We start from the raw sequence: 23,843 nt of genomic DNA on the forward strand, positions 1-23,843 counted from the left end.
CTCGTCACCCCGCCCCAGGGAGCCTTCGATGAGAAGACCGCACGCCCTGCTCGTCGCTCTGTTACTGACCTTCTGTTCCCTCCTCGTCACCCCGTCGGCGCACGCCGCGCAGACCATCGGGTTCCCCGCCTTCAGCGGGCCCGCGATCCCCGCCCCGCCCGTGGCCTACACCCCGGGCGACATGATGCGGAGCATCTACGACGCGGAGAGCTCCGGCACCGACTTCTGGATGGACCGGCTGCTGGCCCGCACCGGTGACGACCCGGCCGGGCCCTGGCTGATGAGCCGGGGACGCGCGCTGTTCATGAAGACCCACGACCCCTCGGTGCTGGGCTTCGGCGGCCATGTCGCCTACTGGGAGAGCATCAGCGACAACAACGCCTACACCGTCGCGATCACCCCGGGCACCTTCACGGAGCAGGTCGCGCAGCGCCGCCAGGCACCCAGCAACTGGCAGAGCGTGCACACCAGCGGCTCGGTCGCGGTCACCCAGACCAAGTTCATCACCGAGAACAACGTGGCCGTGACCAATCTGTCGATCAAGAACAACGGCAGCGCGTCCACCACGCTCCAGCTACGGGCGACCTCGCCGTACGCCACGTCCGGCTCGGGCGGTGAGCTGACCGGGCAGGTGAACGCCTACAACAACCTCACCACGATCCGCCCCCGGCTGACCGGCGACGGCTTCACGGTCTCCGGCGGCGGCCTGAACCGGTCCGTCACCGTCGCGGCCGGGGCCACCGTCACCGCCAAGCTGGTGATGGGCTTCGTCACCGACGAGATCCCGGAGTCGCTCACCGAGTACAACGCCTACGCGGGTTACCCGGCCGCGACCGCCTTCGCCACCCACGTGCGGGCCTACAACCTGTGGTGGGCGAAGAACGTGCCCTACATCGACGTACCGGAAGGGGCGATCAAGAAGAACATCTACTACCGCTGGTGGCTGATGCGCTTCAACAACCTCGACGCCGACATCCCCGGGCAGACCTTCCAGTTCCCGACCTCCACCGAGGGCGTCCTCGGCTACAACAACGCGATCGCGCTGACCCAGCCGATGCACATCGACGACCTGAAGTACCTGCGCGATCCGTCCTACGCGTACGGGGACTGGCTGAGCGTCGGCCAGGTCTCCAAGGGGGGACGGTTCCTCGACAACCCGGGCGATCCGGAGAACTGGTCCAACAGCTACACCCAGTACATCGCCGAGGCTGCCTGGCGCAGCTACCAGATCCACGGCGGCCAGCCGGCCATCGCGGGCAGTCTGGCCCACTACGCCGAGGGGGACGTCAAGGGCCAGCTCGCGTACTACGACCACGACGACAACAAGCTGATCGAGTACGACTGGGGCGCGCTGACCGGCAACGACGCCGACGCCGTCTCCTTCCACTGGAAGCCCGGGAACATGGACCGCGCCGAGTCCGCCTACCAGTACAGCGGGGCGCTCGCCGCCGCCCAGGCCTACGAGGCGGTCGGCAACACCGCCAAGGCGACCGAGATGCGCACCCTCGCGGGGCAGATCAAGGACGCGATCGTCAACGTCCTGTGGAACCCCGGCCGGCAGCTGTTCGAGCACCGGCTCAAGTCGACCAACGAATGGGTGCCCTGGAAGGAGATCAACAACTACTACCCGTTCTCGGTCGGTGCGGTCCCGAACACCGCGACCTACCGGCAGGCGTTGCGACTGTACGACGACCCGGCCCAGTACCCGGTGTTCCCCTTCTACACGGCCAACCAGGTCGACAAGAAGGCGGCGGCCGACGCCGGCGAACCCGGTTCCAACAACTTCTCCACCATCAACTCCACGGTCCAGTTCCGGCTGTACTCCTCGGTGCTGCGCAACTACCCCAACTCCTGGATGACCGCGACCGACTACAAGAAGCTGCTCTACTGGAACACCTGGGCGCAGTACGTCGGCGGCAACACCGCCTGGCCGGACGCCAACGAGTTCTGGGCGGACTGGAACGGCAGCGCGATCACCTACCGCTCCTGGATCCACCACAACATCCTGGGCAGCAGCAACTGGACGGTGATCGAGGACGCCGCGGGTCTCCGGCCGCGCAACGACGCGAAGGTGGAGCTCTCCCCGATCGACATCGGCTGGAGCCACTTCACGGTCAACAACCTGCGGTACCGCAACGCCGATCTGTCGATCGTCTGGGACGACCCCTCCGACGGCGTGGTGCGCTACCCGGGTGTCCCGGAGGGCTATTCGATCTACGTCAACGGCAGCCGGGCGGCGACCGTGAACGCGCTGGTGCCGTTCACCTGGGACCCGGCCACGGGTGAGGTGACCACGAGCGGCACGGTCTCCTTCCACACCGCCGTCCCCGGCCTCCAGGCACCCAACCAGGTCGTGCAGGACAGCGCCCGGATGACCGACATGCTCGCCAAGGCCGGCGTCGACCTGACCGGTGATCCCGCCAACCTCGCCGCCGGGGCGACCGTCTCCGCCTCCTCCACCGGCTCCGGCACCGCCGCCTCCGGCGCTGTCGACGGCTATCCGACGAACGAGCCCTTCTGGGGCGCGGGCGGTTCGGGCGCCCAGGACTGGTACGAGCTGAATCTCGGCACCGCACGCCAGCTCAACGAGGTCCGGCTGTACTTCAAGGACAGCCGCCCGGCGAGTACGACCTACCGGGCGCCCTCCGCGTACACCATCCAGTACCACAACGGCAGTTCCTGGGTGGACGTGCCGAGCCAGACCAGGAGCCCGGCGGCCCCCAGGGCCAACTACAACCTGGTGCGCTTCCCGGCCGTCACCGCCCAGCGGATCCGGGTCCTGGCCACCAACGCCTCGGGGGCGAGGACGGGGCTGACCGAGGTCAAGGTGTTCCACCGGGGCGGGGTCCAGCCACCCGCCAACCAGGCGTCCTCCGCCACCGCCACGGCGTCGTACACCTCCCCCTGGGAGACCGTGACCGCCGTCAACGACGGCATCGACCCGCCCTCCTCCAACGACACCGTCAACCCGCGCTGGGGCACCTGGCCGGAGACGGGACAGCAGTGGGCCGAGCTGACCTGGCCGACCGCCAAGACCCTGAACCGGGCCGACGTGTACTTCTTCGACGACGACCAGGGCATCGACATGCCCGCCTCCTGGAAACTCCAGTACTGGAACGGCAGTTCCTATGTGGACGTGCCCGGCGCGAGCGGCTATCCGCTGGCGAGGAACCAGTACGACAGCGTCACCTTCACCGCCACCAGCACCACGCGTCTGCGGGTGCTGCTCACCAGCAACGGCTCGAACTCCGTCGGCCTCCTCGAAGCGAAGGTGTACAGCCCGTGACCCGGTCCAGATACCTCGCGGCGCTGCTCGCGCTGCTCACCGTGGCGGTGGCCTTCCTGGTGGCACCGCCCGCGTCCGCCGCCGTCACGTTCAGCTCGACGGGGGTCAACCAGAACGGCGCCAACTGCCTCGACCTACCGGGCAGTTCGACGACCGCCGGCGCCCAGCTGCGGGCCTTCGCCTGTTCCTCCGGCGCCAACCAGAGCTTCGGCTACACGCCGGTCGGCGGCACGAGTGACACCTACACGATCACCACCCAGTCCGGACAGTGCGTCGATGTCCACGGGGCGTCCACGGCGGACAACGCGGCGGTCATCCAGTGGCCCTGCCACGGCGCGACCAACCAGCAGTGGCGGCTCGTCCCGGTCACGGTCTCCGGGACGGACAAGACCTTCAACCTGGTCTCCGTCGGCTCCGGCAAGTGCGTGGCGCCGAGCGGGGGTTCGCCGGCCTCGAACACCAACCTGGTGCAGCTGCCGTGCTCGTCCGCGAACGGCAGGGTGTGGCGGCTGCCCGGCTTCACCGCCGGCGGCACGAGCGCGGGCACCTACACCAACCCGCTCTCCCCGCACGGGCCCGACCCCTGGCTGACGTACTACGACGGCTTCTACTACCTGGCGACGACCACCTGGAACTCCACGGTCACCATGCGCAAGGCGAGCACGCTGGCGGGCCTCGCCACCGCCACCGACCAGGTGATCTTCAACCTCACCCGGCCCAACGGAGCGGGCACGATGTGGGCGCCGGAGTTCCATCTGCTCGACGGGCCGAACGGCAAGCGCTGGTACTTCTACTACACGGCGGGCCGGGAGCCGTACGACCTGGGCACCCAGCGGATCCACGTCCTGGAGAGCGCCGGGCTCGACCCGACGGGGCCCTACAGCTTCAAGGCGGACCTGCTCGACCCCACCCAGGACAACACCTGGGAGCTGGACCCGAGCATCCTCCAGCTGGGCGGGAACCTCTATCTGCTCGGCACCTTCTACAACGGCTCGCAGCCGATGTTCATCCGGCCGCTGTCGAACCCGTGGACCGCGAGCGGCACCCGCCGGATCCTGTCCACCCCGACCTACGGCTGGGAGACGGTCGGCGGCGCGGTCAACGAGGGTGCGGAGGTCCTCCAGCACGGCGGGAAGACCTTCATCGTGTACTCGGCGAGCCACTGCTCCACACCCGACTACAAGCTGGGCATGCTCACCTACAACGGCGGCGACCCGCTCAGCTCCTCGTCCTGGGTCAAGTCGCCCAGTCCGGTCTTCCAGCGGTCCAACGCCAACGGGGTGTACGGACCCGGCCACAACGGCTTCTTCAAGTCGCCCGACGGGACGGAGGACTGGATGGTGTACCACGCCAACTCCTCGGCGAGCGGCGGCTGCGACATGAACCGTACGACCCGGGCGCAGAAGTTCACCTGGAACGCCGACGGCACCCCGAACTTCGGCACCCCGGTGGCCCTCGGCGTCTCCCTGCCTGCCCCCTCGGGCGAGTAGACCGGCTCAGGGCTCCGAGGTCTCGGACTCCAGGGCGGCCCTGGTCACCTTCCCGTAGACGCCCGACTCGTCCATGAGGACGAGCCGGGCGAACTGGTAGCCGCGGACGGCGCTCTCGACCTCGCTGCCGTACTCGCCGTCGGCGTCACCGTCGTAGAAGCCGGCTTGTGCCAGGCGGAGCTGGAGTTCGGTGACCTCGGGTCCGCTGTCACCGGGGCGGAGCACGGGAGCCTGCCCGCCGGTCGGGCTGGGCGCGGGGGCCGCGGTGGAGGTGGTGCCGGTCGGGGACACGGTCGGTTCGGCGGACCCGCTGGGGGCGGAGGCGCTCTCGGAGGGGGTGTCGCTCGGCGACGCGGTCGGGCTCGCGGACGTCTGCGTGGGGGACGCCGTGGCGGACGGCTGGGCGGCGGCCGTGCCGGTCCCGGTGGCTCCGGCCGGGACGCTGGCCCGGATGTCGTCGGGGCCCGCGCCTTCCCGTGCGGGGCTCTGGTAGCTGAACAGCGCGGCGATCGCGCCGCCCGTCACCAGCACCGCGGCGGCCGCCACCACCCCGCTGAGCTGCACGAGCCGCCGGGGCCGCCACCGCTCTCCGGCCGCCTCGGTGCCCGGTGCGCCTGCTGCGCCTTCGGCTTCTTCAGCACCTTCACCTTCTTCAGCCTCTCCGGTCCCCTCGGTGTCTTCAGCCTCTCCCGTCCCCTCGGCGTCTTCCGTCACCGGCCCCGGTGCGGTGTCGGCGCCGGGGCCGGTGATCGGCCCGGCTAAGTCCCCGGTGCCCACGTCCGCCACCGCCGGTTCCGCGAAGGGACGTATCCGCAGGGGGTCGAAGTCCTCGGCGGCCGCCGCCTCCGCCGCGCGGGTCTCCAGGTGGGCTTCGGCCGCACGGCGGGCACAGGAGCAGGCCGGACTGCCGTCCGCCGCCCTGGGCACACCGCATTCCGGGCAGACCGGACCAGTGGGTTCACTCACGCGCCGTTCCCCTCCCTGCGAACTACAGAATTCAACCAAACTTTCTGCACCGAATCCCCCACACACCCCGGAATCCGGAACCACAGCGTCCAGACCGACGGGAAACAGCCACCGCGTCCACACCGAAGCCATCGCAGATAAATATTCTGTATGTGCGGTAAGGGCTTGATCGTCCTATTCTGATCCCGTGAGGACTCGGGGCAATCTACGGCCGGTCCTGAGGCCGGCGGGAATCGAGCTGCCATGGCTGAGCGGCTGAAAAGACTTGGACTGATCGGCGAGCTGTCGGCCGAATTCCTCGGGACCATGATTCTGATCCTCTTCGGCGTCGGAGTGGTGGCCCAGGTGGTGGCGGGCGGCGGACTGACCACACCACCGGGCGGACTCGGCAACCACGACAGCATCGCCTGGGCGTGGGGCATCGGCGTCACCATGGGCGTCTACGTCGCGGCCCGGCTGAGCGGGGCCCATCTCAACCCCGCCGTCACGGTGGCCCTGGCCGCATTCAAGGGGTTCCCGTGGAGCAAGGTGGCACCGTATGCGCTGGCGCAGACGGCCGGCGCGTTCGTCGCGGCCCTCATCGTCCGGTGGAACTACACCGAGGCGCTGGGTACCTACGACCCCGGCCACACCATCAAGTCGCAGGGTGTGTTCTCGACGCTTCCCGCCAACGGCAACCCGAAACTGCCGGTCCACGAGTGGGGCGCGTTCCGCGACCAGGTCATCGGCACGGCCATCCTGCTGCTGCTGATCCTGGCCATCACGGACCTGCTCAACACACCACCGGGAGCCAATCTGGCCCCCTGGATCATCGGTCTGGTCGTCGTGGGAATCGGCATGGCCTGGGGCACCGACGCGGGCTACGCGATCAACCCGGCACGTGACTTCGGTCCCCGCCTGGCCAGCTTCATCACGGGGTACGGCACAGCCTGGAGAGACCAGTACGGCAACTTGTACTTCTGGGTGCCGATCGTCGGCCCGCTGGTCGGCGGCCTGCTGGGCGCGTTCCTCTACAAGTTCTTCATCGGACGACTCCTGCCGACGGCGGAGCCGGAACCCCCGGGGCGCGTTCCCGTCCCCGAGGACTGACACCCCCGACGAAAGGGCGAAACTCCCATGGCGGACTTCGTGGGCGCGGTGGACCAAGGCACCACCAGTTCCCGTTTCATGATCTTCGACCACAGCGGCAACGAGGTGGCGAAGCACCAGCTGGAGCACGAACAGATCCTCCCCAAGGCGGGATGGGTCGAGCACGACCCGGTCGAGATCTGGGAGCGCACCAACTCCGTGATCCAGAACGCCCTGCGGCACGGGAACCTGTCCCCGACCGACCTTGCGGCGATCGGCATCACCAACCAGCGCGAGACCACCGTGGTGTGGGACCCGCGCAACGGACGGCCGTACTACAACGCCATCGTCTGGCAGGACACCCGCACCGACTCCATCGCCGCCGCCCTGGAACGCGAGGGCAAGGGCGACGTCATCCGCCGCAAGGCGGGGCTGCCGCCGGCGACGTACTTCTCGGGCGGGAAGATCCAGTGGATCCTGGAGAACGTCGACGGCGTCCGCGAGGCGGCCGAACAGGGCCACGCCCTCTTCGGCAACACCGACGCCTGGGTCCTGTGGAACCTGACCGGCGGTCCCGACGGCGGCATCCACGCCACCGATGTGACCAACGCCAGCCGGACCATGCTGATGGACCTCGAGAGCCTCGACTGGGACGACGAGCTGCTGGGGTTCTTCAACATCCCCCGGGCGATGCTGCCGAAGATCAACCCCTCCTCGCACGCGGAGGCGTTCGGGACCACCCGGACCTCCCGCCCGCTGCGCGAGGCCATCCCCATCGCCGGTGTGCTCGGCGACCAGCAGGCGGCCACCGTCGGCCAGGTCTGCTTCGCGCCGGGCGAGGCGAAGAACACCTACGGCACCGGCAACTTCCTGGTGCTCAACACCGGTACCGAGCTGGTGCGTTCACAGAACGGACTGCTCACCACGGTGGCGTACCAGTTCCAGGGCAGCCCGGCGATCTACGCCCTGGAGGGCTCGATCGCGGTGACCGGGTCCGCGGTGCAGTGGCTGCGCGACCAGATGAAGATCATCACCAGTGCGCCGGAGAGCGAGACGCTGGCCCGCGCCGTCGAGGACAACGGCGGCATGTACTTCGTCCCCGCGTTCTCCGGTCTGTTCGCACCGTACTGGCGCTCCGACGCCCGGGGCGCGATCGTCGGGCTCGCCCGCTACAACACCAACGAGCATCTGGCACGGGCGACCCTGGAGGCCATCTGCTACCAGAGCCGCGATGTCGTCGAGGCCATGGAGCAGGACTCCGGGGTCCATCTCGACGTCCTGAAGGTGGACGGCGGGATCACCGCGAACGATCTGTGCATGCAGATCCAGGCCGATGTGCTCGGTGTGCCCGTGAGCCGTCCGGTCGTCGCCGAGACCACCGCGCTCGGCGCCGCCTACGCGGCCGGCCTCGCCACCGGCTTCTGGCAGAGCCAGGACGAACTGCGCACCCACTGGCAGGAGTCCAAGCGCTGGGAGCCGCAGTGGTCGGAGGACCGGCGCGCGGAGGGCTACGCGGGCTGGAAGCGCGCGGTGGAGCGCACGCTCGACTGGGTCAAGGTCGAGTAGCCCCTCCCCCGTCCTGCGCACGGCTCCCGGCCACCTCGGCCGGGAGCCGCTCGCATGCGGTCAGCGCACGTACTCGACGATCTGCATCATGCCCTCGTCCTCGTGCTGGGACTGGTGGCAGTGCACCATCGAGCGGCCGGTGAAGTCCTCGGCGCGCAGCCGCAAGGTGATCGAACCGTGTGGCGGGAGGCCCACGGTGTCGTGCCAGACGGGGGTGGCCAGCGGGCGGTGGTTGATCTCGGTGACGAGGAAGTGGTTGGTGTGCAGATGGAGGGGGTGGTGGGCGTGGCGGCGGGAGTCGTTGGTGACGGTCCACTCCTCGACCTGGCCGAGGCGCACACGGTGGTTGACGTAGTCGGGCCGGAAGCGGCCCCACTGGGGGTCGGTCCGCCCGGCCTGGGGGTCGGTGGGCGGGGTCTCCCCGTCGCCCAGGATGCGGTAGGCGTTGCGGAAGTCCCCGGAGAAGACGTTCTCGTAGCTGCGGAAGATCAGTGAGCGCTTGCGGGCGGGTTCGGGCAGGGTGGTGGGCCGGCCGGGCAGCCGGGTGGGCAGGGCCATCGCGCGGGGGGTGCCGGTGACCTTGAGGGTCATCAGCGGCTGGCGCACCCCGCCCGCGGTCAGCCGGTGGACGCCGGGCTCGCCGCCGCGGACCAGCAGGTCGGCCCGGCCGCCGACCGGGAGCTGGAGGGCGGTGACGGGGACGGGGCTGGTGAACGTGATGCCGTCGGCGGCGATCTGGTGCGTCTGCTGGCCGTCCAGGGTCAGATAGAGCGTGGTGAGCGCCCCGGCGTTGACGATCCGCCAGCGCTGGACCTCGCCCGGGGCGATGGTCAGGGTGGGGTTGGCCGCGCCGTTGACCAGGAAGGTCGAGGTGATGTCTTCGTAGGTGGTCTCCGAGGTCAGGTCGGGCACCTTGCCGCCGGACACCTTCAGCTCGTTGATGCAGACGACGATGTCCTTGGCCGCCGCGACCTCGGGCACCGCGTCGATGTCGCCCTCCACGATGATCACACCGGCCAGGCCGTTCAGCAGCTGGGTCGCGGTGGATCCGTGGTGGTGCGGGTGGTACCAGAACGTGCCGGCCGGGTGGTTGAGGGGGATGTCGACCACGCTGCGCCAGGTGGTGGCGGCCTTCCCGGGCGTGGCGGCGGGCTCGAAGGAGCGGAAGACGTTGTCCGCCTCGCCCGTGGGGGCGACGTGCATGCCGTGCAGATGCAGGTTGAAGGTGTTGAAGCCGTGCGGGACGTTCATACCGAGGTCGTGGTGGGCCTGCGCGGGGTTCGGCGGGAGCGCGTTGACCTGTGTGAGGTGCAGGGAGTCCCCGGGGCGCACCCGCAGGGTCGGCCCCGGCAGGGAACCGTCGTAGGTGCGGGTGAGCACGGTGCCGACGCCGGGCAGCCGCTGCTCGGTGAGGGCGACCGTCAGCCGGGTCTCCAGCCGGCGCGGGCGGGGCCGGACGGTCCGGGTCGCGGGCTGCGGGAAGGGGGTGCCGGCGGCCGCGGGCGCGGACGCCGTGGGACGCGTGTCGGCGTGTGCGCTCGTCGCCCTCCCCGCGATGGCCGCCCCGGCCGCGAGCGGCAGGCCCTTCAGTACTCCACGACGCGGCACGGATGCCATGAATCGCCTCCAGGACGGCAGCGGTCGGACCATCGATTCGGACACACCACACCCCTGTCATCACGGAGTGTGATGATAGTGTACGAGGAGTAGTCACCGGCGCACGGGTGGCGCGGCCGATCGGGGCACCGCCGTTCTCCGGCCGCCGCGTACGCCGCCATCCGGGCGTCGCGCTCCCTCCCCCGGATCGGCCCGGAAATCCGGCCGTCGACCGCCGAGTTGTCCGGGAACTCCCCCGGAATTGTCCGTGCTCCGTAACGAAGGGATCCCGCGGCCCCCGATCCTCGTCCTGCCAGGTGATCGAAGGCGACCGAGGGTCGACGAGGAACTGCGGGAAAGCGGGCGGACATGGCGCGGCACGGCAACGGGCGGGGCTGGTACGGCAAGGTGGTCGGGGCGGCGCTCGGGGTGACGGTGCTGGCCGCCGGTGCCTCCGTGTGGACCGCGCAGGCCGGTGCCGCGGGTGCCGGGTCCCCCCGGGCGGAGAGCTCCGCCAAGCCCGGCGCCGACATCAAGCCGGTGGACGTGACCATCGCGCACGCCTCCGACAAGGGGGCGCGCGGCGTCAACATCACCATCGACGACGGCCCCGACCCGCAGTGGACCCCGCAGGTCCTCGACGTGCTGCGGGAGTACGGGGTGAAGGCGACGTTCTGCATGGTGGGCACGCAGGCGCAGGCCCACCCGGACCTGGTGAAGGAGGTGGTCGCGGCCGGGCACCGGCTGTGCGACCACTCGGTGTCGCACGACACCACCATGGACAAGAAGTCCGAGGCCTACCAGTCGCAGCAGATACTCGACGCCGAACGGATGATCACCAAGGCGTCCGGGGGCGTCCGGCCGATGTACTACCGGGCGCCCGGCGGTGCCTTCACCCCGTACAGCCGCAAGCTCGCCGCCTCCCGCGGCATGCGCCCGCTGGGCTGGAACGTGGACTCCAAGGACTTCGAGCGCCCGGGAGCCGACGCCATCGTCACCACCGTCCAGCAGGAACTGCCCAACGGGCCGACGATCCTCTTCCACGACGCCGGCGGCGACCGCTCCCAGACCGTCGAGGCCCTGCGCCAGATCCTGCCCTGGCTCAAGGAGCAGGGCTACTCCTTCGGATTCCCGGTGCGCTGAGGCCCGGCCCGCGGTCCCGGCGCGAGGTACGCCAGCAGGACGCCGGCCCGCACCGGGGTCCAGGAGCGGGCGTAGCCGGGTGGCGTCCCGCCCGGCCGTACGAGGGCCGCGACGGGCCGGCTCCGGGCGGCGCGGCCGATGGCCGCCTCGGTGGTGTTGGCGTCGTGGCCGCCGGTGGCGGCGGACGCGCAGCCCGCGTAGTAGGCGAGCGGGACGTAGTCGTATCCGGTGAGCAGGCAGGGCGGACGGACGCCCAGGCGGTGCAGCGCGGCCGCGGTGCGGGACCACTCGCGGTGGGCGGCGGTGGCGCGCCGCACGGTGTGGTCCAGCACCACGAACTGCACGGTCAGGTGCACGGCCAGGGCGAGGGGCACCAGAGCCACCGTCAGCCGCCGCCGGATCCGCCCCGGCGCCCTGACGGCGCGCACGAGGAGATCGGCGACCGGCACGGCGAGCAGCGCGTAGGCGGGCAGCAGGAACCGGGGTGCCGCGTAGCCGATCAGGAACAGGTAGGGGAAGGCCGCCGACGCGGCGCAGGCCAGCGGCACCAGGGTGAGGGCCGGGCGCCGGGCGCGGACGGCGACGACGGCCGCGCCGACGGCGAGCGGCGGCAGGGCCCACCACCACAGGGTGAGCACGACGGCGGGCAGGTCTCCGGTGCACGGGCGGCACAGCGTACGTCCCGACAGGGCGCGCACCTGGTCCGTGACGGCGAGGTTCCAGCCGAGGCCGCCCTGGATGCGGGAGGCGTCGGACAGGCGCCGCGCCGGTCCGCCGTAGGAGACGTACGCCTCGATCACCCACTCGGCGGCCCCGAGGGCGAGCCCGCCGACCAGTGCCAGCAGCGGCGCCGGGTGCCGCCACCGCCGTACGCCCACCAGGAGGACGAGCAGCGGCAGGGTCGCCCACACGGCGTCCGTGGGGCGCATCCAGGCCATGAGCGCGGCGCTCAGCGCCAGCCCCCACAGGGCGGGCCGGGACCGGGGGCGCAGGAAGCACCCCGTGGCGGCCAGCGCGCCGACGCCGACCCAGTGGTTGGGCATGGCCTGCGGGCCGTAGAACAGCGTCACCCACAGGGTGGCGAACAGGGCGCCGGCGGTCGTGAGCACCCGGGCGGGCAGGACCCCGCGCCAGGCGCGCAGGGCGAGGAAGAGCCCCAGCCCGGACAGGACGGCCAGGTAGATCCTCAGCGGCACGACGGACGACGACCAGGCCGCGACCGGTGCCACCAGCAGCGGGACACCACGGGCGCGCGGGGCGCTGAAGAACGCGGCCGGGGCGTGCGCGGAGACCTGGCTGACATAGACCGACTCGTCCCAGCCGAGCCCCATCCCCGGCCGCACGAGCAGGAGTTGGGCCACCGTGAACGCGCCGGCCACGGAGAGCGGCCCGACGTCTGCCCGGGACCGCCACGGGGCACCGCCCGCCCTCGGGGAGCCGGGCCCGCGCGCACCGGTCAGCGTGGCCTGCTGGCTGTCACTCACCACTCCCCCTGGCCCCCACGACGGCAGGTCACGGCGATCGTCCGGACGGGAGACCGGGAGATCCCCCACGGGCCAACGTCCCAGCCGGGACCGGAGCGGGCCTGCGGGACGGGGCCGAACGGCGTAACGGCCGGTGAAGGGAGTCACATGTTCGGAGAGGGAAAGGTCACAGCCGCGCCCTCTGCTGCCCCTTTGCGCCTCTGGCCTACCATCCGAGCATGACGGTCCTGCCTGACGACGGGCTTGAGCTGGCCGCCGAGTTCCCTGACTCCACCCACGAGCAGTGGCAGCGCCTCGTCGCGGGCGTGCTGCGCAAGTCGGGCAAGGACGTCGAGGGCGCTCAGGCCGAGGAAGCCCTGTCCACCGCGCTCGAGGACGGGCTGCGCACCCGTCCTCTGTACACCGCGCACGACACCGCGCCCGAGCCGGGTTTCCCCGGGTTCGCCCCCTTCGTACGGTCCGGCCGGCCGGAAGGGAACACGCTCGGGGGGTGGGACGTACGGCAGCGGCACCAGGTGGCCGACAACGGTGCGGTGCTCACGGACCTGGAGAACGGCGTCACCTCCCTGTGGCTGGTCGTCGGCGAGGGGGGCATCCCGGTCTCCTCGCTCGGCGCGGTCCTCGACGGGGTCTTCCTCGACCTGGCGCCGGTCGTCCTCGACGCCGGACGGGATGTCGAGCCGGCCGCCCGGGAGCTGCTGCGGCTGTACGAGGAGCGGGGCGTCGGCAAGGACGCGGCGCGCGGCAGTCTGGGCGCGGACCCGCTCGGGCACGAGGCCCGTACCGGGCAGGCCGTGGACTTCGGGCCGGCCGCCGCGCTGGCTCGGCTGTGCGCCGAGGAGTACCCGGGGCTGCGGGCGCTGACGGTGGACGCGCTGCCGTACCACGAGGCGGGCGGCTCGGCCGCCCAGGAGCTCGGTGCCTCCCTCGCGACCGGTGTCGCCTACCTGCGGGCGCTGACCGAGGCCGGACTGAGTGTCGAACAGGCCTGCGCCCAGCTGGAGTTCCGCTACGCGGCCACCGCGGACCAGTTCCTGACGATCGCCAAGCTGCGGGCCGCGCGCCGCCTGTGGGCCCGGGTGGCCGAGGTGTGCGGAGCGCCCGGCGCGGGCGCCCAGGCGCAGCACGTGGTGACCTCGCCGGTGATGATGTCGCGCCGCGACCCGTGGGTGAACATGCTGCGCGCGACGGTCGCCACGCTGGCCGCCGGGGCGGGCGGGGCCGACTCGGTCACCGTGCTGCCGTTCGACGACGGGCTCGGGCTGCCGGACGCGTTCGCGCGCCGGATCGCCCGCAACACCTCGACGATCCTCATCGAGGAGTCGCACCTCGCCCGGGTCATCGACCCGGCGGGCGGCTCGTGGTACGTGGAGCGGCTCACGGACGAACTCGCCCACGCGGGCTGGGAGTTCTTCCGCACGATCGAGCGCGACGGCGGCCAGGCGGCCGTACTGCGCTCGGGCCGGATCCGTACCGACCTGGCGACGACCTGGGCGGAGCGCTCCAAGCGGCTCGCCAAGCGCCGCGAACCCATCACCGGGGTCAGCGAGTTCCCGTTCCTCGCCGAGAAGCCGGTCGTCCGGGAGAGCGCGCCTTCCCCGCGCTCCGGCGGTCTGCCGCGGGTGCGCCGCGACGAGGCGTTCGAGGAGCTGCGGGCGCGCTCGGACGCCCACCTGGCCGCGACCGGCTCCCGGCCGCGGGTCTTCCTGGCGGCGCTCGGCCCGGCCGCCGCGCACACCGCGCGGCTGACCTTCGCCGCGAATCTCTTCCAGGCGGGCGGGATCGAGCCGGTCACCGAGGGCACGTTCGAGGAGAGCGGGGCCCTGGAGGCCTGTCTGTGCTCCAGTGACGCGCTGTACGAGGAGCGGGCCGACGCGGAGGCCGCGCGGCTCAAGGCCGCCGGTGCCACGCAGGTGTTCCTCGCCGGGCGTCCCGGGCAGTACCCGGATGTCGACGCGTACGTCTTCGCGGGCTGTGACGCCGTCGCCGTCCTGTCCGCCGCCCTCGACCGCATGGGAGTGTCCTGATGACCGCCCCTTCTGGCCCCTCCCTCCCCGACTTCTCCGGGATCGAGCTGGGGACCCCGGCCGCCGACGGCGGCGCCGACGAGTGGCGTACGGCCGTGAAGAAGGCGGCCGGCGGGGACGACCTGCTCTGGGAGACTCCCGAGGGCATCGCGGTCAAGCCGCTGTACACCGGGCAGGACCTGGAGGGCCTGGACTTCCTGGGCACCCACCCGGGCATCGCCCCGTACCTGCGCGGCCCGTACCCGACGATGTACGTCAACCAGCCCTGGACGATCCGTCAGTACGCGGGCTTCTCCACGGCCGAGGAGTCCAACGCCTTCTACCGCCGCAACCTCGCGGCCGGCCAGAAGGGCCTGTCGGTCGCCTTCGACCTGCCCACGCACCGCGGCTACGACAGCGACCACCCGCGGGTGACCGGTGACGTCGGCATGGCGGGCGTGGCGATCGACTCGATTCTCGACATGCGGCAGCTGTTCGACGGGATCCCGCTGGACCGGATGACCGTGTCGATGACGATGAACGGCGCCGTGCTGCCGATCCTGGCGCTGTACATCGTGGCGGCGGAGGAACAGGGCGTACCGCCCGAGAAGCTGGCCGGGACCATCCAGAACGACATCCTCAAGGAGTTCATGGTCCGCAACACCTACATCTACCCGCCGAAGCCGTCGATGCGGATCATCTCCGACATCTTCGCGTACACCTCGCAGCGGATGCCCCGCTACAACTCCATCTCCATCTCCGGCTATCACATCCAGGAGGCCGGGGCGACGGCCGACCTGGAGCTGGCGTACACGCTCGCGGACGGGGTGGAGTACATCCGGGCGGGTCGTGAGGCCGGGCTGGACGTGGACGCGTTCGCGCCACGGCTGTCGTTCTTCTGGGCGATCGGCATGAACTTCTTCATGGAGGTCGCCAAGCTGCGGGCGGCACGGCTGCTGTGGGCCAAGCTGGTGAGGCAGTTCGACCCGCAGAACACCAAGTCCCTCTCCCTGCGCACCCATTCACAGACCTCGGGCTGGTCGCTGACCGCGCAGGACGTCTTCAACAACGTCACGCGCACCTGCGTCGAGGCGATGGCGGCCACCCAGGGCCACACGCAGTCGCTGCACACCAACGCCCTCGACGAGGCGCTCGCGCTGCCCACCGACTTCTCGGCGCGCATCGCCCGCAACACCCAGCTGCTGCTCCAGCAGGAGTCCGGCACCACCCGGGTCATCGACCCGTGGGGCGGCAGCGCCTACGTGGAGAAGCTGACGTACGACCTCGCCCGCAAGGCCTGGCAGCACATCCAGGAGGTCGAGGCGGCGGGCGGCATGGCACAGGCCATCGACGCCGGCATCCCCAAGCTGCGGGTGGAGGAGGCGGCGGCCCGGACGCAGGCCCGGATCGACTCCGGGCGCCAGCCGGTGATCGGGGTCAACAAGTACCGGGTGGAGAACGACGAGGCGATCGAGGTCCTCAAGGTCGACAACTCCTCCGTACGCGCCCAGCAGATCGAGAAGCTGCGGCGGCTGCGCGCGGAGCGGGACGAGCGGGCCTGCCAGGACGCGCTGGACGCGCTGACACGGGCCGCCGGCGGCGAGGGCAACCTGCTGGAGCTGGCGGTGGACGCGGCCCGCGCCAAGGCCACCGTCGGCGAGATCTCGGACGCCCTGGAGAAGGTGTACGGGCGGCACGCGAGCCAGATCCGTACGATCTCCGGTGTGTACCGCAACGAGGCAGGCGAGTCCCCGTCCGTGGAGCGCACCCGCGCCCTGGTGGACGCGTTCGCGGAGGCCGAGGGCCGCCGTCCGCGCATTCTGGTCGCCAAGATGGGCCAGGACGGCCACGACCGCGGCCAGAAGGTGATCGCCACCGCGTTCGCCGACCTCGGCTTCGACGTGGACGTCGGCCCGCTGTTCCAGACCCCGGCCGAGGTGGCCCGGCAGGCGGTCGAGGCGGACGTGCACATCGTCGGGGTGTCCTCCCTGGCCGCCGGACACCTCACCCTCGTCCCCGCGCTGCGCGAGCAGCTGGCGGAGGAGGGGCGCGAGGACATCGTGATCGTCGTGGGCGGGGTCATCCCGCCGCAGGACGTGCCGACGCTGCTGGAGATGGGCGCGGCGGCCGTCTTCCCGCCGGGCACGGTCATCCCGGACGCGGCGCACGACCTGGTGGCGAGGCTGGGTGCCGACCTCGGGCACGAGCTGTGATCGATGTCGACGCGTATGTGAAGGGTGTGCTCGACGGGAAGCGGGCGCTGATCGCCCGCGCCATCACCCTCGTCGAGTCCACCCGGCCCCAGCACCGGGCGCTGGCCCAGGAGTTGCTGACCGCGCTGCTTCCGCACAGCGGCCGGGCGCGGCGGATCGGGATCAGCGGGGTGCCGGGGGTCGGCAAGTCGACGTTCATCGACGCCTTCGGCACGCTGCTGACCTCGCTGGGCCACCGGGTGGCGGTGCTGGCCGTCGACCCGTCCTCGACCCGGACCGGCGGTTCCATCCTGGGCGACAAGACCCGGATGGAACGCCTCGCCGTCGACCCGGCGGCCTTCGTGCGCCCCTCCCCCAGTGCGGGCACCCTCGGCGGGGTCGCCAAGGCGACCCGGGAGTCGATGGTGGTGATGGAGGCGGCCGGCTACGACGTGATCCTCGTGGAGACGGTCGGCGTCGGCCAGTCCGAGACCGCGGTCGCCGACATGGTCGACTCCTTCCTGCTGCTCACCCTCGCCCGCACCGGCGACCAGCTCCAGGGCATCAAGAAGGGCGTCCTGGAGCTGGCGGACGTGATCGCCGTGAACAAGGCGGACGGCCCGCACGAACGCGACGCGAAGGCCGCGGCACGCGAACTCGCCGGCGCCCTGCGGCTGATGCACGGCCCCGACCCGGCCTGGACCCCGCCGGTGCTCAGTTGCAGCGCCCGGGAGTCGACCGGCCTGGACACCGTCTGGGAGCGTCTCGAACAGCATCGCGCGCTGCTGGACTCGACCGGCCGGCTCACCGCCAAGCGCCGGGACCAGCAGGTCGGCTGGACCTGGAGCATGGTCCGCGACGAACTCCTGGGCCGGCTGCACGCCGATCCCGCGGTACGGGCCCTGGCGCCGGCCCTCGAACAGCAGGTCAGGGACGGCGGGTTGACGGCCACGCTGGCGGCCGAGCGGATCCTCGGGGCGTTCGGGGGGCCGGTGCGCTCGCCGGTCGACGACTGAACCCGGTCCGCGGACGAGCGCCCCGCGGCCGCGGGTCGAGGTCGTCGATCAGCCAGGGCCCGCCGTCCCCCGCGACGAAGGTCACCCGTTCGTCGGCGGCCGACTTTCTCGCGCGCATCAGCGGATGGTGCCCGGCTTCGGAACGCGGTGCACACGCATGACAGAGGCGAGGAGTCGTCCGCTCCTCGCCACTCTCAACCTATAGCAGAGTGGGGCTCTTGCGGCAAGGCCCCCACTCTGCCGCAGAATTTCCGACCTGAGCGGGGAACCCCGCGGAAACTGCGGAAATCGGGGATGCGCGACGTATGAGTGTTTCGATGATCGACGTGATCGTGGTGGGCGGCGGGCCGACCGGGTTGATGCTGGCCGCCGAGTTGCGGCTGCACGGCGTGCACGTGGTCGTGCTGGAGCGGCTGACCGAGCCGACCCCGCAGTCCCGGGGGCAGGGCCTGCACGCGCGCAGTGTCGAGATCATGGATCAGCGCGGGCTGCTGGAGCGGTTCCTCGCGGTCAGCGAGAAGTTCTCGGTCGGGGGCCTGTTCGGCGGCATCATGAAGCCGTGGCCGGACCGGCTGGACACGGCGCACGCATACGGCCTGGCCACCCCGCAGCCGGTCACCGAGCGGCTGCTGAACGAGTGGGCCGTCGAGGTCGGCGCCGAGATCCGGCGCGGCTGTGAAGTGGTCGGGGTGAGCCAGGACGGGCAGGGGGTCACCGTCGAGCTGGCGGACGGGACGCGGCTGCGCTCCCGCTACCTCGTCGGGTGCGACGGCGGCCGCAGCCTGGTGCGCAAACAGCTCGGGATCGGGTTCCCCGGTGAGCCGGCCACGGTCGAGACACTGCTGGGCGAGATGGAGCTGGCCGAGGATCCGGCGAGGATCGCCGCCGTGGTGGAGGAGGTCCGCAGGACCCAGCTGCGCTTCGGCGCGGCCCCCGGCGGGGAGGGGGCGTACCGGGTCCTCGTACCCGCCGACGGGGTGGCCGAGGACCGGGCGGCGCCGCCGACGCTGGAGGAGTTCAAGCGGCAGCTCCGGGCCTTCGCGGGCACCGACTTCGGGGCGCACTCGCCGCGCTGGCTGTCCCGGTTCGGCGACGCCACCCGGCAGGCCGAGCGCTACCGGGCCGGGCGGGTGCTGCTGGCCGGTGACGCGGCGCACATCCACCCGCCGACCGGCGGGCAGGGGCTCAATCTGGGTGTCCAGGACGCGTTCAACCTGGGCTGGAGGCTGGCCGCCGAGGTCGCCGGCTGGGCCCCGGAAGGGCTGTTGGACAGCTATCACACCGAACGCCACCCGGTGGGCGCACGGGTGCTGGACAACACCCGGGCGGCGATCACGCTGCTGGGGGCGGAACCGGGTCCGACCGCGCTGCGGGAGCTGTTCTCGAGGCTGATGGACATCGAGGAGGTGAACCGGTACGTGACCGGGATGATCACCGCGGTCGAGGTCCGCTACGACGTCGGCGAGGGCCACGAGCTGCTCGGCCGACGGCTGCGGGACGTGGCGCTGAAGGAGCGGGGGCGCCTGTACCCGCTGATGCACGGCGGGCGGGGGCTGCTGCTCGACCGGACCGGCCGGCTGTCGGTGGCGGGCTGGGCGGACCGGGTCGACCATGTCGTCGATGTCGGCGAGGAGCTGGACGTGCCCGCGGTGCTGCTGCGGCCGGACGGTCATGTGGTGTGGGTCGGCGAGGACCAGGGGGATCTGGCCGGGAAGCTGTCCCTGTGGTTCGGCGTCGCGGGCGGTTGAGACCTGGACCGGGATCGGCGCACCCCGCAGAATGAGAGCGCTCCCAGCATCCCGTGCCGACGACCGGAAGCGAGCCGCCGCATGCAGAGCCTGACCAAACGCCGGCTGTCCGCCGAGGAGTTGGACGTCCTGATGCGCGGGGCGGCGGGTGTCGGGTGCCGACTGGAGGCGGAGCTGACCGACGGCTGGTTCAACACCGCCTACCGGGTGCGCTTCGACGACGGCCGCACGGCGGTGGTGAAGCTCGCGCCGCCCGTCGGAACCCCCGTCCTGCGCTACGAGCGGGGCATCATGGCGACCGAGGCGGCGGTGTACCGGCGGCTCGCGTCCCCGGCCGGTGCCGGGGTGCCCACCCCCGACCTGCTGTACGCGGGCGAGGACTTCCTCGCGGTGGCCGTGCTGGACGGCACCCCGTGGGACAAGGTGGCCGACCGGCTGTCCGCCCCGGCCGAGAGCGCGCTGCGGCGCGAACTCGGGGGGATCACCGCCCGGCTGCACACGCTGGTCCCCGAGGACGGCCGGTTCGGCTACCCGGCCCCCGAGTCGGGGCTGTCCGCCCCCGGCTGGCGGACGGCGTTCACCGCCATGGTGGACGCGCTGCTGGCGGACGCCGCGTACTGGCGGTCCGAACTCGGGGCGTCGCACGCGGAGATCAGGGCCCTGGTGGCGGCGGGCGGGGCCGCGCTGGACGAGGTCACCCGGCCGTGTCTGGTCCACTTCGACCTGTGGCCGGGGAACATCTTCGTCAGCGTCTCCGATGCGGACGGGGCCGACGGCCCGGACCTGCGGATCACCGGTCTCATCGACCACGAACGGGCCTTCTGGGGCGACCCGGCCGCCGAGCTGGTCTCCCTGGAGCTCGGCGGGGACGTGGGTCCGGACAGCGATCTCGTCGCCGGATACCGGGAGGCCGGGGGCCGGCTCGACTTCACCCCCGCCCTCCGGCACCGTCTGGCGCTCTACGGCCTCTATCTGGGACTGCTGGTGGTGGTGGAGTGCGGTCCGCGCGGCTACGAGGACCGCGACCACCTCGCCTGGTGCCGGACCTACCTGGCCGAGCGCGTGGCCGCACTGCGCGCGCTCGGCTAGGGCCCTTCTGACGGATCTCCGGGGGGAGACCGGTCGAATCGGCCATGGGCGGTCGGTCCGGGGCTCAGGGAGACGGGGCCGGTTCGGGGCGGCGGGCCGGTTCGGTGGGGCGGGGCCGGCGGGTGCGGCGTTCGACGGTCTGCCCCCAGTACGTGCCGGTGACGATCAGCGCGGCCCCGAGGGCGGAGAGCGCGGTGAGGTGTTCGCCGCCGAAGCCGACGCCGACCAGCAGGGCCCACACCGGTTCGGTGCCCAGCAGCAGACTCGCGCGGGTCGCCGAGGTGCGCTGTACCGCCCAGGTCTGCGCCAGGAAGGCGAACAGGCCGCAGAACAGGGCCAGATAGGCGAGCTGGGCCCAGGTGACGGCGTCGATACGGGCCAGCTCCGGCAGCCCGGCCGCCGCGAAGGGCAGGAACAGGACCGTGCCGACGACGACCTGCACGGTCGTCAGGTGCAGCGGTCGTACCGCCCGGCCCGTGGTGAGCCGTCCGACGAGCACCACATGGCCCGCCCGGACCACCGCCGCCGCGAGCATCAGCAGATCACCGGCGCCGGGAGCGCGCAGACCCGTACCCGACACGAGCAGGCCCACGCCCGCGACGCAGACACCGGCGGCGAGGAAGAACGCCGGCGGCGGTCCGCCGGGGCGTCCGGCGCGGTCCAGCAGCGGGGTGAGCACGAGGGTGAGGCTGATGATCAGGCCCGCGTTCGCGGCACTGGTGCGGGCGACGCCGTATGTCTCCAGGACGAGGACGGCGGCCTGGGTGACCCCGAGCAGGGAGCCGCGCACCGCCTCGTCCCGGGTGAGCGGGCCGGACCTCGCGCGCAGGGCGGAGACCACGGCGACGCAGGCGGCGGCGGAGAGGGCGTAGCGCAGGAAGAGGACGAGGAGGACCGGGGTGGTGGCCGTGGCCGTCTTCGCCGACAGATAGCTGGAACCCCAGACGACGGCGACGGCCAGCAGCACCACGTCCGTACGGCGGGTGGCTGGCATGGGATCCACCCTTGCGGACCTGCACTTTGAAGTAAACGACGAGTTGCTCAAACAACCCTTAAGCAAAGCTACACTCGCGGTATGGACGAGAGGCAGCTCCGGGTGCTGCGGGAACTGGGCGAGCTGGGCAGCGTCACCGCGGCCGCCGAGGCGATGCGGGTGACGCCCTCGGCGATCTCGCAGCAGCTGCGACTGCTCCAGCGGTCGGTTCCGGTGCCGCTCACCGAGCGCGACGGGCGGCGGCTGGTCCTCACGGCCGCCGGTCAGGCGCTGGCCGACGCGGCGGTCGGGGTGGAGACGGCGCTGGCCCGGGCGCGCCAGGCCGTGGACGAGTTCGTCGAACGGCCCGACGGCACGGTGTCGGTGGCGGCCTTCCACAGCGGGGCCGCCGCGTTCTTCCCGCTCCTGCTGCGGGGCCTCGGCACACCGGGGTCGCCGCTCGTCTCCCTGCACGACGAGGACGTGGCGCAGGACGACTTCCCGCCGCTGACCCGCCACTACGACCTCGTCCTCGCCCACCGGCTCGACCACGCGCCGCCCTGGCCCCGGACCGCGACGGCCACCCCGCTGCTGCGGGAACCCCTGGACATCGCGTTGCCCGCCGACCACCCGCTGGCCGCCCGGCCCGCGCTGACGCCCCAGGAGGTCGCCGATCAGCCCTGGATCACCGTGCACGACGGCTTTCCGCTGATGGCCACCGTCGATGCCGTCTCCGCCGCCGCCGGACGCAGGGTCGAGATCGTCCATCGCATCAACGAGATCGCGGTGGTCGCGGAGGTGGTGGCCGCGGGCGGCGGGGTCGCCCTGATGCCGCGCTGGACCTCCCGCCCGCATCCGGCGGTGGTGCTGCGCCCGCTCAGCGGTATCCACGCCGCCCGTCACATCGACGTACTGCACCGCCCCGAACGCGCGGCCCGCAGAGCGGTACGCACCGTCCTCGCCGAACTGCGGCGGGCGGCGCGGACGGTACGCGACCGGGGCGGCGACCCGGCCCCGCGCGCGTAGCCCCTCGGAGTTCTCGCCTTCGGCCACGCCCCGCACCTTGTCAAAACGTCATGACATCGACGTTGACATCACCGGCGGACGGCTCCATAGTCATGCCACTAGAGCGCGCTAATGACGCGCTCTAGTGGGCGGGCCGCCGCAGTCGGCCGCACCCACCCCGACCAGCACAGCGAGGTGCCAGGGACATGCGCAGACATCACCGAGCCGCCGCTCTGACCGCGACCGCCCTGGCGGGCGCCCTGTTCGCGGCCGGCTGCTCCAGCAGCTCCGGCGGGAAGAAGGCCGAGGAGAGCGCCGACGGAGCCTCCGCGGGCAAGGCCGACACCCCCCGGATGACCGTCGCCATGGTCACCCACGCCTCCCCGGGCGACACGTTCTGGGACCTGATCCGCAAGGGCGCCCAGGCGGCCGCCGCCAAGGACAACATCAAGCTCGTCTACTCCAGCGATCCCAACGCCGGCAACCAGGCGAACCTGGTGCAGAACGCGATCGACCAGAAGGTCGACGGCATCGCGCTGACCGCCGCCAAGCCGGAGGCCATGAAGGACGTGGTCGCCAAGGCCACAGCGGCCGGCATCCCGGTGGTCGGCTTCAATTCGGGGGTCGACGACTGGAAGTCGCTCGGCATGCTGGAGTACTTCGGCCAGGACGAGAACATCGCGGGCCAGGCGTTCGGCGAACGGCTCGACCAGCTCGGCGCCAAGCACGCCCTCTGTGTCATCCAGGAGCAGGGGCAGGTCGCCCTCGAGGCCCGTTGCGCCGGTCTGAAGAAGGGCTTCAGCGGCAAGACCGACATCCTCTACGTCAACGGCACGGACATGCCGACGGTGAAGTCGACGATCACCGCCAAGCTCAAGCAGGACAGCTCCATCGACCAGGTGGTCACCCTCGGCGCTCCGATCGCGCTGACCGCCGTGCAGTCGCTGTCCGACGCGGGCACCAAGGCCAAGGTGGCCACCTTCGACCTCAACGAGTCGCTGGTGAAGGCCGTCCAGGACGGCACGGTCGAGTTCGCCGTCGACCAGCAGCCCTATCTCCAGGGCTATCTGGCCGTGGACGCCCTGTGGCTGTACAAGAACAACGGCAACGTCAGCGGCGGCGGCACCGCGCCCGTACTGACCGGACCGGCCTTCATCACCAAGGACAACGTGGACTCGGTGGCGAAGTTCGCGGCGAACGGGACCCGCTGACCGG

General features: G+C 71.6%; 16 protein-coding genes. 12 read left to right on the forward strand and 4 right to left on the reverse strand.

Features of this window, described 5'->3' with window-relative positions; genetic code table 11:
- Nucleotides 1–28: 28 nt before the first annotated feature.
- Together AQJ64_RS10745 and AQJ64_RS10750 are read left to right on the forward strand one after the other, a co-directional pair.
- Complete coding sequence (locus tag AQJ64_RS10745) at nucleotides 29–3,286, forward strand: discoidin domain-containing protein (RefSeq protein WP_055635059.1); 3,258 nt, start codon at nucleotides 29–31, stop codon at nucleotides 3,284–3,286.
- Nucleotides 3,283–4,776, forward strand: coding sequence for a family 43 glycosylhydrolase (locus AQJ64_RS10750; protein WP_055635060.1), 1,494 nt, complete (start codon nucleotides 3,283–3,285; stop codon nucleotides 4,774–4,776). The genes AQJ64_RS10745 and AQJ64_RS10750 overlap by 4 nt, the downstream gene beginning before the upstream one ends.
- 6 nt (nucleotides 4,777–4,782) lie before the next feature.
- On the opposite strand, the gene AQJ64_RS10755 is transcribed toward AQJ64_RS10750, so the two are convergent.
- Entirely contained in the window at nucleotides 4,783–5,742 is a 960-nt protein-coding gene (locus AQJ64_RS10755) for a peptidoglycan-binding domain-containing protein (RefSeq protein WP_063788760.1), read from the reverse strand.
- 243 nt (nucleotides 5,743–5,985) lie between these two features.
- Between AQJ64_RS10755 and AQJ64_RS10760 the strand changes: the two genes are divergently transcribed.
- Nucleotides 5,986–6,831: an MIP/aquaporin family protein gene (locus AQJ64_RS10760; RefSeq protein WP_055635062.1), complete on the forward strand. Its 846-nt coding sequence runs from the start codon at nucleotides 5,986–5,988 to the stop codon at nucleotides 6,829–6,831.
- A 27-nt stretch (nucleotides 6,832–6,858) separates the two neighbouring features.
- Nucleotides 6,859–8,376, forward strand: coding sequence for a glycerol kinase GlpK (glpK, locus tag AQJ64_RS10765; RefSeq protein ID WP_055635063.1), 1,518 nt, complete (start codon nucleotides 6,859–6,861; stop codon nucleotides 8,374–8,376).
- Between the two features lie 60 nt (nucleotides 8,377–8,436).
- Here glpK and AQJ64_RS10770 read toward each other — a convergent pair whose 3' ends face one another.
- A complete protein-coding gene (locus AQJ64_RS10770; protein ID WP_059202585.1) occupies nucleotides 8,437–9,993 on the reverse strand; it encodes a multicopper oxidase family protein in 1,557 nt (518 codons plus the stop codon).
- A gap of 348 nt (nucleotides 9,994–10,341) precedes the next feature.
- On the opposite strand from AQJ64_RS10770, the gene AQJ64_RS10775 reads away from it, so the two are divergent.
- Nucleotides 10,342–11,115 (forward strand): polysaccharide deacetylase family protein, encoded by a 774-nt coding sequence (locus tag AQJ64_RS10775; RefSeq protein WP_055635268.1) that lies wholly within the window; start codon nucleotides 10,342–10,344, stop codon nucleotides 11,113–11,115.
- Here the strand turns inward: AQJ64_RS10775 and AQJ64_RS10780 are convergent.
- Nucleotides 11,088–12,599 (reverse strand): hypothetical protein, encoded by a 1,512-nt coding sequence (locus AQJ64_RS10780; protein ID WP_055635269.1) that lies wholly within the window; start codon nucleotides 12,597–12,599, stop codon nucleotides 11,088–11,090. The two genes, AQJ64_RS10775 and AQJ64_RS10780, sit on opposite strands and share 28 nt — an antisense overlap.
- A 218-nt stretch (nucleotides 12,600–12,817) precedes the next feature.
- On the opposite strand from AQJ64_RS10780, the gene AQJ64_RS10785 reads away from it, so the two are divergent.
- The 5 genes from AQJ64_RS10785 (at nucleotide 12,818) to AQJ64_RS10805 (ending at nucleotide 20,650) form a co-directional block, all read left to right on the forward strand.
- Entirely contained in the window at nucleotides 12,818–14,626 is a 1,809-nt protein-coding gene (locus tag AQJ64_RS10785; protein ID WP_055635270.1) for a methylmalonyl-CoA mutase subunit beta, read from the forward strand.
- A complete protein-coding gene (gene scpA / locus AQJ64_RS10790; RefSeq protein ID WP_055635271.1) occupies nucleotides 14,626–16,818 on the forward strand; it encodes a methylmalonyl-CoA mutase in 2,193 nt (730 codons plus the stop codon). Before AQJ64_RS10785 ends, scpA begins: the two co-directional genes overlap by 1 nt.
- Nucleotides 16,815–17,813, forward strand: coding sequence for a methylmalonyl Co-A mutase-associated GTPase MeaB (meaB, locus tag AQJ64_RS10795; RefSeq protein WP_055635272.1), 999 nt, complete (start codon nucleotides 16,815–16,817; stop codon nucleotides 17,811–17,813). The genes scpA and meaB overlap by 4 nt, the downstream gene beginning before the upstream one ends.
- A gap of 287 nt (nucleotides 17,814–18,100) precedes the next feature.
- Nucleotides 18,101–19,561 (forward strand): rifampin monooxygenase, encoded by a 1,461-nt coding sequence (gene rox, locus AQJ64_RS10800; RefSeq protein WP_338059988.1) that lies wholly within the window; start codon nucleotides 18,101–18,103, stop codon nucleotides 19,559–19,561.
- 81 nt (nucleotides 19,562–19,642) lie between these two features.
- Entirely contained in the window at nucleotides 19,643–20,650 is a 1,008-nt protein-coding gene (locus AQJ64_RS10805) for a phosphotransferase family protein (protein WP_059202586.1), read from the forward strand.
- 64 nt (nucleotides 20,651–20,714) lie between these two features.
- Here the strand turns inward: AQJ64_RS10805 and AQJ64_RS10810 are convergent, their stop codons facing one another.
- The gene (locus AQJ64_RS10810; protein WP_059202587.1) at nucleotides 20,715–21,644 is read right to left on the reverse strand and encodes a DMT family transporter; all 930 of its coding nucleotides are present in this window, start codon (nucleotides 21,642–21,644) and stop codon (nucleotides 20,715–20,717) included.
- Between the two features lie 81 nt (nucleotides 21,645–21,725).
- Between AQJ64_RS10810 and AQJ64_RS10815 the strand changes: the two genes are divergently transcribed.
- Both AQJ64_RS10815 and AQJ64_RS10820 read left to right on the forward strand, forming a co-directional pair.
- Complete coding sequence (locus tag AQJ64_RS10815) at nucleotides 21,726–22,649, forward strand: LysR family transcriptional regulator (protein ID WP_055633378.1); 924 nt, start codon at nucleotides 21,726–21,728, stop codon at nucleotides 22,647–22,649.
- Nucleotides 22,650–22,834: 185 nt separating this feature from the next.
- Entirely contained in the window at nucleotides 22,835–23,839 is a 1,005-nt protein-coding gene (locus AQJ64_RS10820; protein ID WP_055633377.1) for a sugar ABC transporter substrate-binding protein, read from the forward strand.
- The last annotated feature ends 4 nt before the right edge of the window (nucleotides 23,840–23,843 follow it).

The organism is Streptomyces griseoruber (assembly GCF_001514205.1).
GTDB lineage: Bacteria > Actinomycetota > Actinomycetes > Streptomycetales > Streptomycetaceae > Streptomyces > Streptomyces griseoruber.

What these genes read in the sequence shown, in the direction of transcription:
- scpA (WP_055635271.1), top strand. Translation starts at nt 14,626, where the DNA reads ATGACCGCCCCTTCTGGCCCCTCCCTCCCCGACTTCTCCGGGATCGAG.
- AQJ64_RS10785 (WP_055635270.1), top strand. Translation starts at nt 12,818, where the DNA reads ATGACGGTCCTGCCTGACGACGGGCTTGAGCTGGCCGCCGAGTTCCCT.
- AQJ64_RS10775 (WP_055635268.1), top strand. Translation starts at nt 10,342, where the DNA reads ATGGCGCGGCACGGCAACGGGCGGGGCTGGTACGGCAAGGTGGTCGGG.
- AQJ64_RS10745 (WP_055635059.1), top strand. Translation starts at nt 29, where the DNA reads ATGAGAAGACCGCACGCCCTGCTCGTCGCTCTGTTACTGACCTTCTGT.
- AQJ64_RS10770 (WP_059202585.1), bottom strand. Translation starts at nt 9,993, where the DNA reads ATGGCATCCGTGCCGCGTCGTGGAGTACTGAAGGGCCTGCCGCTCGCG.
- glpK (WP_055635063.1), top strand. Translation starts at nt 6,859, where the DNA reads ATGGCGGACTTCGTGGGCGCGGTGGACCAAGGCACCACCAGTTCCCGT.
- AQJ64_RS10815 (WP_055633378.1), top strand. Translation starts at nt 21,726, where the DNA reads ATGGACGAGAGGCAGCTCCGGGTGCTGCGGGAACTGGGCGAGCTGGGC.
- AQJ64_RS10760 (WP_055635062.1), top strand. Translation starts at nt 5,986, where the DNA reads ATGGCTGAGCGGCTGAAAAGACTTGGACTGATCGGCGAGCTGTCGGCC.
- AQJ64_RS10810 (WP_059202587.1), bottom strand. Translation starts at nt 21,644, where the DNA reads ATGCCAGCCACCCGCCGTACGGACGTGGTGCTGCTGGCCGTCGCCGTC.
- AQJ64_RS10820 (WP_055633377.1), top strand. Translation starts at nt 22,835, where the DNA reads ATGCGCAGACATCACCGAGCCGCCGCTCTGACCGCGACCGCCCTGGCG.
- AQJ64_RS10805 (WP_059202586.1), top strand. Translation starts at nt 19,643, where the DNA reads ATGCAGAGCCTGACCAAACGCCGGCTGTCCGCCGAGGAGTTGGACGTC.